We start from the raw sequence: 9,727 nt of genomic DNA on the forward strand, positions 1-9,727 counted from the left end.
TCATTCCTCGGTCTGATGGAAGGTTGCGCCGCCGCGCAGTCCGACTCGCAAACCATGTCGCTACATCTTGTCATCGGCAACAAAAACTATTCGTCCTGGTCGTTTCGGCCGTGGATCGCGATGAAAGTTGCGGGTATTCCGTTCGATGAAACGGTGATCTCGCTCGATGCTCCCGATTTCAAAACGCGCGTGACGGCGTTGGGCGGCTGCGGACGCGTGCCGGTGCTCATCGATGGGGATGTGTGCGTCTGGGAATCGCTGGCAATCCTGGAATACCTCGTAGAAAAATTTCCAACCGCGGGATTATGGCCACAGGATATAGCAGCACGAGCTCATGCTCGCGCCGCGGCATCCGAGATGCACGCCGGATTCGTGTCGTTGCGGCGTCACCTAGCGATGAATGTGATGCGGCCAGTGAAGTTCCGCGCACTTGAGGCCGGCACCGCAAAGGACGTTGCGCGTATCGATGCCATTTGGAACGAATGCCGCGCCAGGTACGGCGCTGATGGTGCATTTCTGTTTGGTCAGTTTGGCGCCGCTGACGCGATGTTTGCGCCGATCGTGTGGCGATTTCACACTTACGCGGTCGAGGTCAGCGCAACGGCCGGCGCCTATATGCGCGCAGTGATGGCGTTGCCGGCTTGGAATGAATGGCGTGACGCCGCGCGCCGCGAGCCCTGGGTGCTGCCCGAAGATGAGGTCGATTGGCCGCAAGTGTTGCGCGAGTGAGCAAGTGCTGCAAGTGAGCATAAAGCGCCCATTTGCGTTTGGGCATCGACGCTACATACGCTTCTCCAATTCACATATCAGCGGCAGCTGATATGCGATTATCTTCAACTTGGCGACAGGCAACGTGAAATAGGCAATGCGATCGATCTCTGGAAAACTTTGTCGTCGTCCGGATCTCGGCGGCCACTCCAATTCAAATGTATTGCTGGCGAACTGGCCGAGATCGAAATCCGCTTCTAGCGCAAATGCGTGGACTAGCTTGCCGCTTTTTTGCCGGACCGGCGGAAGCTCGAGCATGGCGCCTTCGGCGAAAAGACTGGTTTCTTCGGTGAACTCGCGTCGCGCTGTGGCGGCGATATCGTCTCCGGCCTCAACCAGGCCCTTAGGTATCGTCCACACGCCAGCATCCTTCCTTGACCAGAAGGGCCCTCCCGGATGGGCGAGGAGGACTTCAAGCTCCTTTTCACGGCGGAACGCCAGAATCCCGGCGCTAATCTCTCTCGGGCGGGGCATTGACTTTGGCTTCCGATAGCTGCGTCTCTCTACCGCAGGACTTCTTCGACGGAGCTTGTCAAATAGACCGGCGTCTGCATGATTTTGTCACGATTGCGCCGAGAATGCCCGTTCCCCGCCCGAGCTCTTCGGAGCGAGATGGGGTAGGGCGCTGATCCAATTGCCTGCACGGGAGCCATGCCAATGCGATCTGGGTTCATCGTCGCCGTTGCGGCGGCATTTGCTGTTTTGATAGCGCCGCTGACAACGACCTTTGGTTTGAGCGCCATGGCCGAGGACGCCCCCAAAGACGTCAGGGGCATCTTTCTCATGAGCGACTACCCTGCAGTGACGCTGCGTCCTGGCGAGACCTCGACGATCAGTCTCAGGTTACAAAACTATGACATGACGCCGGAACGCCTGGGGCTCTCCGTCACTGGCGTGCCCGCGGGTTGGACGGCGACTTTGCTTGGCGGTGGCCAGCCGGTGGCGGCCGCCATGCCGGCGGCGAATTCCAGCGTTTCGCTTTCCTTGCGGCTCGACGTGCCGAAAAACGCGGCGATGGGGACGCAAACCATTACTGTCGCGGCGCAAGGCAACGCCACGAATTTGCAATTGCCGATCAACGTGACACTGGCGAAGGACCTCCCAGCCAAGCTCACGCTGACGCCGCAGCTTCCGGATTTGCGCGGTACGTCCAAATCGAGTTTCGAATATCAACTCGGCATCAAGAACGACAGCGGCAAAAAACTCACGGTGAGTCTGTCGGCTCAGGGGCCGCAAAACTTCGACACCTCGTTCACCGAGCAATATGGCACGCAGGAACTTAAAGCAGTCCCGGTCGATGCCGGCCAGAGCAAGGACGTTAAGCTTAAAGTGACGCCGCCGAATACCGCGGCAGCGGGCGATTATAAGATCATCGCACGCGTGGCCGCCGAAGACGCCTCGGCAACCGCCGACCTAGCGATGACCATCACCGGTCAGCCGAAGCTCGAAATCAGCGGCCGGGAGGGTCTGGTGTCTACGCGCGCCTCTGCCGGCAAGGAGAGCACGGTCCCGGTCATCGTCACGAATATCGGCACGGCTCCCGCCGACGATATTCAGCTGACTGGATCGACTCCGAGCGGCTGGAAAATCACCTTCGATCCCAAAACGGTCGACCGCATTGCCCCGAATGACAACAAGGAAGTGCAAGCGTTGATCACGCCGACGGAAAAGGCCATCGCCGGCGATTACGTAACGACCGTCCGCGCGTCCGCGCGCGGCGAATCGGCCTCGACCAATTTCCGCGTCACGGTGACGACGTCCACGATGTGGGGAATCGCCGGTGTCGGCATCATCGGTGTCGCGCTGTTGGTGATGGTTGGTGCGGTTGCAAGGTTTGGCCGCCGATGATTGCCGATGCCGTCATCGAGGCCCACGGGCTCACCAAAACCTATGGTTCGGCGGTCGCCGTCGACCACATTTCGTTTAGCGTCGGACGCGGCGAGATTTTCGGTCTGTTGGGTCCCAACGGCGCCGGCAAAACCACGACGATCTTGATGATGTTGGGGCTGACCGAGATTTCCGAAGGCGACGTGCGCGTGCTCGGATTCAATCCGGCGCGCGAACCGCTTTCGGTTAAACGCCGCGTCGGTTATCTTCCCGACACCGTCGGCTTCTATGACAATCTGACCGCGGCAGACAATCTACGTTACACCGCGCGGCTGATCGGGTTTCGCGCCATGGAGCGGGAAAAGCGGATCGCCGCCGCGCTCGACCGCGTCGGCCTCGCCGAATTCGCGGACAAACGGGTTGACACCTTCTCTCGCGGCATGCGGCAGCGGCTGGGCCTCGCCGAAATCGTGATGAAAGGCGCGCAAATCGCCATCCTTGACGAGCCGACATCCGGGCTCGATCCCCATGCCACGGCCGAGCTTCTTGGCATCATCCGCGGCTTCAAGACCGAAGGCGTGTCGGTTCTGCTTTCGTCGCATCTGCTTGAGCGGGTGCAGAGCGTTTGCGACCGGGTCGCGCTGTTTCACGCCGGGCGCATTGCGCTCATGGGCTCGGTGCCCGATCTCGGGCGCCAGGTGCTCGGCGGTGGCTATGTGGTCGACATCGAGGCCGATGGCGTCGGATTGCCCGAACGGCTCGCGCTCATTCCGGGGGTCAGCGGCGTCGAGAAAACGGGAATCGGCAAACTTCGCCTGCACGCCGACCGCGACGTCAGGCCGGAAGCCGCAGCCGAGGTGGTCGCCATGCAGGGGCGTCTGAAATATCTCGGCGTGCAAGAGCCGAGCCTGGAGGCGATTTACACGCGGTACTTCGAGGCCAAGCCGGAGCAGGGCGCCCAAGAAAGGACCCGCCATGCAGCGTGAAGGCTCGGCCTTTTCCGGTCTTGGCGTGGTCATGCTCAAGGAACTCTCGGACCACCTGACGAGCATACGCATGCGGGTGCTCGAATGGCTCGTGGTGCTGATTGCGCTTGCGGCGCTGTACGGCGCGATCCAGCAGATCAAGGATACGACGGCGGAAGACCCCTTCTTGTTCCTGCGGCTGTTCACGACGTCGCGCGATCCGCTGCCTTCATTCGTCTCATTCCTGTCCTTTCTGGTACCGCTCATGGCCATCGGACTGGGCTTCGACGCGGTCAACGGCGAACATAACCGGCGCACGCTATCGCGAATCCTGTCACAGCCGATCTATCGAGACGCGCTTCTGTTCGGCAAGTTTTTGGCCGGTCTAGTCACGCTTGCGATCAGCCTGATCGCGCTGTGGCTTCTCGTCGTCGGGCTCGGTCTCCTTCTCATTGGCATTCCGCCCGGCGCGGAGGAAATTGCTCGCAGCTTCGTGTTTCTCCTGGTGACGATTGTCTATGCCGGCGTGTGGCTGGCGCTGGCCTTGTTGTTCTCGGTCGTTTTCCGCTCTGCCGCGACTGCGGCGCTGATCACACTTGGACTATGGCTGCTCGTGACGTTTATTTGGCCGGTGCTCTCGGGCGCGCTTGCGCAGATTTTCATTCCGCCAGATCCGCGCTATACGGCGCTCGGGCTGCAGACGCCCGCTACTGCGCAATTGGAGCAGATCCTGGCGCGGTTTTCGCCTTCGACATTGTACGCCGAGATCGTGGTGGCGCTTCTCGACCCCACAACGCGCGCGCTCGGCCCGATTTATCTCAGCCAACTGCAAGGCGCGGTGCTCGGCGCGCCGCTGCCGTTCGGCGAAAGCGTCCTGATCGCTTGGCCGCAGATGGTCGGGATGATCGCCACCGCGATCGTGCTGTTCGTCATCGGCTATGTGATTTTCCAGCGCCAAGAGGTTCGCGCGTAGGGTGCTGGCAAATCGCTACACATTGCGCACCTAAACAAAGAGGGCGGCCCGGGGGCCGCCCTCGAAGTTACTCTATTACCGGTCGACTACACCGGAAGAACCTGAACGATCCTCATGGTGCGTGGTTCGACAATGACGATCTCATTGTTGAACACGAAATACAGATAGTGACGCCAACGCGGCTCGATCCGGATTAAGGTTTCCGGCACGCGCACCAGATGGATGTGCCTACGCGGCACCACCGTGCCGACGTTCACGCTGAAGTCAACATTGCTCACCCGCGGGGCGCTGCGCGAGTTAATGACGGTCTCGCGAATCTGGGTGCGTTGCTGTTCGTTCAGCGAAACGTTCGCAGCTCCAGCACCACGTTCTGTCGAGGTGGCGCCTTGCATTGGCGCCCTCGTGCTGCCCTGCAGTCCCTGGAACTGCTCATTGCGCTGCGCACTGGTGGCGCCGCGCTGGGTACGGTTCTGCTGATTGGCAAATTGCCCAGTTTTGGACTGCGTTGACTTCGATTGGGCGTTGAGCTGGTTCTGCCGGCTTTCCCGGTTCGCCGGGCTGGCATCCTTGTTCTGTTTAAGCTGCTGTGCACTGCGGTTAAGGGACTTCTCGCCCTTGCCGGCATTGCTCTTGCCGGTCATGTTTGCTGCAGCGCCAGTCTGCTTGGACTGCATTTTGCTTTCGGTTCGTGCGTTTTGCCCAGAGGATTGCTTGGACATCGCACTCTCGTTTTTGCCCTGCTGGGCGCCCTGGTTTTTCAAGCCCTGGTTTTTCAAGCCCTGGCTGGCGGCCTGGTTCTTGGTGCCCTGTTCGCCGCGCTGACCCTGCATGTTGCTCTGCGCAGCGCTGCCGGCGCCTTTCTGGTCTTGCTGAGTCTGTTGCGCTAAAGCCATGCCGCTCGCTGCAAACAGCGCGAGTGCGGCAACGCCCGCCAACAATGTGTGTTGTCTGTTCCTCATTAAGCTCTCTCCTTCCCGGTGGGGATTTGCGCATTCCGCCTCGCGCTGAAGGTCCTTTCCCGGATGCACTTGCCCAACGCGTACTAGGCAGCAAAGTTTCTCCAAAGTTTCTTCGTGTGATATTTCGTGGTGGAAAAGAAGTTCGTTTCTGAATATCTGTTCACGTAACATCGCGAGGAATTGGTGCCCGCAATCGCATCGAGCATGGACTGCAAGTCCAAAGATTTCCGCGCCAATCAAGCGGCCATGCGGGAATTGATCGGGGAACTTGAAAAGCGGCGCGCCAAAGCGGCCGAGGGCGGCCCGCCGCGCGCGCGCGAACGGCATATTGCGCGCGGCAAGCTCTTGCCGCGTCAGCGCGTCATGACGTTGATCGATTCGGGGGCGCCGTTTCTGGAATTGTCGCCGCTTGCGGCGAACGACCTGTACGAGGACGCCATCCATGGCGCCGGCCTGATTACCGGAATCGGCAAAGTCGCCGCACGCGAATGCGTCATCGTCTGCAATGATTCGACGATCAAAGGCGGCACTTACTATCCGATGACGGTGAAAAAGCATTTGCGGGCGCAGGAAATTGCGCGGGAAAACCGGCTACCCTGCATCTACTTGGTCGATTCCGGCGGCGCTAATCTGCCGCATCAGACCGAAGTTTTTCCCGATCGGGATCATTTCGGACGTATTTTTTACAATCAGGCGACGATGTCGGCGGCCGGCATTCCGCAGATCGCGGTCGTGATGGGCTCATGCACCGCGGGTGGCGCCTATGTACCGGCGATGTCTGACGAGACCATCATCGTGCGCAATCAAGGTACCATCTTTCTTGGCGGACCGCCGCTCGTTAAAGCGGCCACCGGCGAAGTTGTGACAGCCGAAGAGCTCGGCGGCGCCGACGTTCATGCCAAAAAATCCGGCGTCGCCGATTACTATGCCGAGAATGATCGCCACGCGCTCGCGCTGTGCCGGCAAATAATCGGCACGCTGAATACAAGAAAAACCGTCGATGTCACGCTGCGAAAGCCGAGCGAGCCGCAATACGACGCGGCCGAGCTCGACGGCATCGTGCCTGTCGATCTGAAGAAGCAATATGATGTGCACGAGATTATCGCTCGACTCGTGGATGATTCCGAGTTCGACGAGTTCAAGGCGCTCTACGGCACGACGATTGTTACCGGCTTTGCCCATATTCACGGCATTCCGATCGGCATTCTCGGCAACAACGGCATCCTATTTTCCGAAAGCGCACTCAAAGCCGCGCATTTCATCGAGCTGTGCTGCCAGCGTCGCGTGCCGCTCCTGTTCCTGCAAAATATTTCCGGCTTCATGGTGGGCCGCGATTACGAGGCTGGCGGCATCGCCAAGGACGGCGCCAAGATGGTGACGGCCGTTGCCTGCGCCCGGGTGCCGAAGATCACGGTCATCGTCGGCGGCTCGTACGGCGCCGGCAATTACGGCATGTGCGGCCGCGCCTACGGTCCGCGGTTTTTGTTTACCTGGCCGAACGCGCGCATTTCCGTGATGGGCGGCGAACAAGCGGCTTCGGTGCTGGCGACCGTGCGCCGCGAAAACATCGAAGCGGAGGGCCAAAAGTGGTCGGAAGTTGAAGAAGAAGAATTCAAGCAACCGATCCGCGAGCAATACGAGGCCGAGGGTAATCCCTATTACGCCACCGCACGGCTCTGGGACGACGGCATCATCACGCCCGCTGAAACGCGCCGCGTGCTTGGATTATGTTTTTCCGCCGCGCTGAACGCGCCGATTCCGGAGACGCGGTTTGGCGTTTTCAGGATGTGAGGCGCATAGATCCCACGCCGTTTACGACGATCGTTCGAACCTAGATCTCGCCTGGCGTCGATGCGCACGACGTAGGCATGACGTTCGCTTGCGGTCCTTATACACTTCAATAAAAGGAGCTGACGGGAGCCCGAACAGATGCCCAAAACAATCGAACACATACATTGGCCGGACGCGCCGGACCTGTGGATGCCGTACGCGCCCGCTATAAAGGTGAAAGGCGGCACGACGGTTTATCTCGCCGGCGTCACCGCGGCGCCGGTTTATCATCATCATCCGCACCGGCCGGACGAGTTCGACGCCATGCCACGCGACATGGCGGGCCAGGCGAGGGCGGCCCTGGAGAACCTCAAGCGCGGCCTGCATGCCGTGGGCGCCACGTTCGCCGATGTTGTCACCGCCGATCGATTCGTCACCGATCTCACCGATCAGGATGCGCTCAATCGCGCGTGGGGCGAGTATTTTCGGGATGCCAAGCCGGCGACGACCACTGTGCAGGTCGTGCGGCTCGCCACCGATCCGCGCTGCCTGGTCGAGATTAACGCGATCGCCGTGATCGATTGACTGTCAGCGATTGAACAGCCACATCAGGGCGCTCAGGACGATGCTGACGATGATGCAGGTCACGAGGGGGAAGTAGAAGCTCGTGCTGCCGCGCTGGATCATGATGTCTCCGGGCAAGCGGCCGAGGCCGATCCGCGCTAGTAACGGCCAGGCGATCCCGGCGAGTACTAGCGTTAGCCCAATTCCAATCAATAACCGCTGCATGGCTCGTAAAACCCCGCATGGCAGGTGGGTCGGGCAGCAGCCGCAATCAAGAGGAAACGATGGCTGACAATGTTTATCGGAATGCGTTGATCGTGGGTGTCGGCTCAGGCCTGTCCGCCTCACTCGCGCGAGCCTTCAGCAAGCAAGGAATAAAGGTCGCGCTCGGCGCGCGGCGGGCCGCCAATCTCGCCGTCTTGGCAAAGGAGACTGGCGCCAAGGTATTTGCCTGTGACGCGACGGATCACGGTCAAGTCACCAAGGTGTTTTCTGATTTTGAGAATGAGTTCGGCGGACCGGAAGTCGTTGTCTACAATGCCAGTTACCGCACCCGCGGCCCGTTCGTCACGCTCGATCCGGCCGAGGTCGAAAGGTCGCTTGCGGTCACCGCGTTCGGTGCGTTTCTGGTCGCGCAGGAAGCGGCCAAACGCATGGTGCCGCGCGGGCATGGCGCGATCTTGTTTACCGGCGCTTCGGCGAGCGTGAAGGGTTATGCGCAGTCGGCGCCTTTTGCCATGGGCAAGTTTGCGCTCCGCGGGTTGGCGCAGAGCATGGCGCGCGAATTAGCCCCGCTAGGCATTCACGTTGGTCACGTCGTGGTCGACGGCGGCATTCGCAGTCAAAGCCGGGCGGTTCCGCCGGACCGGCCTGATAGCCTGCTCGATCCCGACGCGATCGCTCAAACCTATCTCGATCTGTTGCGACAGCCGCGTAGCGCATGGGCGTGGGAAATTGAGTTGCGGCCGTGGGTTGAGAAGTTCTGAACAGGATCTCGGAAAGCTCACCCTGGAAGGTCTCAACATGCGAAAAAGAATCGGCGGCAGAGTGGCGTTGGTCATGATCGCTATGTTGCTTGCGGTCAATGCCAACGCACAGACCCGTCACAAACGTGAACGCCAGCCCAAAGAGACCGAACGTCCAGCCCCGGTGCTTTCAATCGACAAGCGGGATACGGTCGTGACTCTGCCCGGAGCGTTCAACGGTCGGCCCTACTGGCTCGCACTTGCCCAATGCGGCGGCGCCTATTTCAAGCTCAACGTGCTTTACACTGCGATTGCCGTGCAAGCGCGTGCAGTCAAACCCGATCCGAAGCTCAATACGGAATACACACGAAAGCTAAATGATGCGATTAGGACTGCGACGGCCTTCTTCAGCGGCGCGGAGCGTTTTTTGATAACCGACCGGGGCATTGAGCGCATCGATGCGGTATTGATCTACAACGAGCAGTCGCGCGCGGTGGCGGACCGGATCAAGACGATCGATGCAGCGCTCAACGCGGCAAAAGCCTGTCCGGCGCTCTATCAGGCCTGCCAAGAGGCGCATGCGAAAGCCTGCACCGAAACGCTTCCGCCAGTTGGCTAGGAGCAGTGCGATCGAGGAGGCTTTGATGAAGCTGATCGCTGTCGCGCTTATCGCGGCGGTCGCGCTCGCCGTCCCCGTAGCGAGCGCGCAGCAAGGTTCCAAACAGGCCGATCCAGCTGCGGAGGAGACGCCGGATTTCCTCCACCTCAGTGGGATCATGGCGCAGCAGCAGATGCGGCACATCAAGCTGTGGTCTGCCGGCGCTGCCGGCAATTGGCCGCTTGCTGATTACGAGATCGACGGGCTCAAGGAAGGCTTCGATGACGTCGCTAAGCTTCTTGGCGACGATATCGCGCAACAGCACGTAGGTGACGCGA

Annotated in this window: 11 protein-coding genes and 1 pseudogene; 9 read left to right on the plus strand and 3 right to left on the minus strand. The window is 60.4% G+C overall.

Annotated features, from left to right (window positions below):
• The first annotated feature begins 54 nt into the window (after window positions 1-54).
• Window positions 55-729, plus strand: a complete 675-nt coding sequence (locus tag CFA80_RS00935; protein ID WP_088518506.1) for a glutathione S-transferase family protein — start codon at window positions 55-57, stop codon at window positions 727-729.
• Between the two features lie 51 nt (window positions 730-780).
• Here CFA80_RS00935 and CFA80_RS00940 read toward each other — a convergent pair whose 3' ends face one another.
• Entirely contained in the window at window positions 781-1,242 is a 462-nt protein-coding gene (locus tag CFA80_RS00940; RefSeq protein WP_088518497.1) for an NUDIX domain-containing protein, read from the minus strand.
• 183 nt (window positions 1,243-1,425) lie between these two features.
• Here CFA80_RS00940 and CFA80_RS00945 point away from each other — a divergent pair, with 183 nt between their 5' ends.
• Genes CFA80_RS00945 through CFA80_RS00955 form a run of 3 tightly spaced genes read left to right on the plus strand, consistent with a single transcriptional unit; the run spans window position 1,426 to window position 4,533 of the window.
• A complete protein-coding gene (locus CFA80_RS00945; RefSeq protein ID WP_088518498.1) occupies window positions 1,426-2,616 on the plus strand; it encodes an NEW3 domain-containing protein in 1,191 nt (396 codons plus the stop codon).
• Complete coding sequence (locus CFA80_RS00950) at window positions 2,613-3,581, plus strand: ABC transporter ATP-binding protein (RefSeq protein WP_088518499.1); 969 nt, start codon at window positions 2,613-2,615, stop codon at window positions 3,579-3,581. The genes CFA80_RS00945 and CFA80_RS00950 overlap by 4 nt, the downstream gene beginning before the upstream one ends.
• Window positions 3,571-4,533, plus strand: coding sequence for an ABC transporter permease (locus tag CFA80_RS00955; RefSeq protein WP_088518500.1), 963 nt, complete (start codon window positions 3,571-3,573; stop codon window positions 4,531-4,533). The genes CFA80_RS00950 and CFA80_RS00955 overlap by 11 nt, the downstream gene beginning before the upstream one ends.
• Window positions 4,534-4,619: 86 nt before the next feature.
• Here the strand turns inward: CFA80_RS00955 and CFA80_RS00960 are convergent, their stop codons facing one another.
• The gene (locus CFA80_RS00960) at window positions 4,620-5,492 is read right to left on the minus strand and encodes a DUF1236 domain-containing protein (protein WP_159454604.1); all 873 of its coding nucleotides are present in this window, start codon (window positions 5,490-5,492) and stop codon (window positions 4,620-4,622) included.
• 183 nt (window positions 5,493-5,675) lie between these two features.
• Between CFA80_RS00960 and CFA80_RS00965 the strand changes: the two genes are divergently transcribed.
• A complete protein-coding gene (locus CFA80_RS00965) occupies window positions 5,676-7,283 on the plus strand; it encodes a carboxyl transferase domain-containing protein (protein ID WP_088518502.1) in 1,608 nt (535 codons plus the stop codon).
• A 138-nt stretch (window positions 7,284-7,421) separates the two neighbouring features.
• Window positions 7,422-7,847 carry a RidA family protein gene (locus tag CFA80_RS00970; protein ID WP_088518503.1) on the plus strand — a complete coding sequence of 142 codons (426 nt, stop codon included), beginning with the start codon at window positions 7,422-7,424 and terminating at the stop codon, window positions 7,845-7,847.
• A 3-nt stretch (window positions 7,848-7,850) separates the two neighbouring features.
• Here the strand turns inward: CFA80_RS00970 and CFA80_RS00975 are convergent, their stop codons facing one another.
• Window positions 7,851-8,051 (minus strand): DUF2905 domain-containing protein, encoded by a 201-nt coding sequence (locus CFA80_RS00975; RefSeq protein WP_088518504.1) that lies wholly within the window; start codon window positions 8,049-8,051, stop codon window positions 7,851-7,853.
• Between the two features lie 59 nt (window positions 8,052-8,110).
• Here CFA80_RS00975 and CFA80_RS00980 point away from each other — a divergent pair, with 59 nt between their 5' ends.
• The 3 genes and pseudogenes from CFA80_RS00980 to CFA80_RS00990 form a co-directional block, all read left to right on the plus strand.
• Complete coding sequence (locus CFA80_RS00980; RefSeq protein ID WP_088518507.1) at window positions 8,111-8,812, plus strand: SDR family NAD(P)-dependent oxidoreductase; 702 nt, start codon at window positions 8,111-8,113, stop codon at window positions 8,810-8,812.
• A gap of 37 nt (window positions 8,813-8,849) precedes the next feature.
• Window positions 8,850-9,410 (plus strand): hypothetical protein, encoded by a 561-nt coding sequence (locus CFA80_RS00985; protein ID WP_159454605.1) that lies wholly within the window; start codon window positions 8,850-8,852, stop codon window positions 9,408-9,410.
• A gap of 25 nt (window positions 9,411-9,435) precedes the next feature.
• Window positions 9,436-9,727 (plus strand): annotated as a pseudogene (locus tag CFA80_RS00990) (hypothetical protein); the annotation flags it as partial.

This window comes from Rhodoplanes sp. JGI PP 4-B12 (assembly GCF_900188135.1).

Coding starts and splice junctions, on each gene's coding strand:
- CFA80_RS00935 (WP_088518506.1), top strand. CDS start 55: ATGTCGCTACATCTTGTCATCGGCAACAAAAACTATTCGTCCTGGTCG.
- CFA80_RS00940 (WP_088518497.1), bottom strand. CDS start 1,242: ATGCCCCGCCCGAGAGAGATTAGCGCCGGGATTCTGGCGTTCCGCCGT.
- CFA80_RS00945 (WP_088518498.1), top strand. CDS start 1,426: ATGCGATCTGGGTTCATCGTCGCCGTTGCGGCGGCATTTGCTGTTTTG.
- CFA80_RS00950 (WP_088518499.1), top strand. CDS start 2,613: ATGATTGCCGATGCCGTCATCGAGGCCCACGGGCTCACCAAAACCTAT.
- CFA80_RS00955 (WP_088518500.1), top strand. CDS start 3,571: ATGCAGCGTGAAGGCTCGGCCTTTTCCGGTCTTGGCGTGGTCATGCTC.
- CFA80_RS00960 (WP_159454604.1), bottom strand. CDS start 5,492: ATGAGGAACAGACAACACACATTGTTGGCGGGCGTTGCCGCACTCGCG.
- CFA80_RS00970 (WP_088518503.1), top strand. CDS start 7,422: ATGCCCAAAACAATCGAACACATACATTGGCCGGACGCGCCGGACCTG.
- CFA80_RS00975 (WP_088518504.1), bottom strand. CDS start 8,051: ATGCAGCGGTTATTGATTGGAATTGGGCTAACGCTAGTACTCGCCGGG.
- CFA80_RS00980 (WP_088518507.1), top strand. CDS start 8,111: ATGGCTGACAATGTTTATCGGAATGCGTTGATCGTGGGTGTCGGCTCA.
- CFA80_RS00985 (WP_159454605.1), top strand. CDS start 8,850: ATGCGAAAAAGAATCGGCGGCAGAGTGGCGTTGGTCATGATCGCTATG.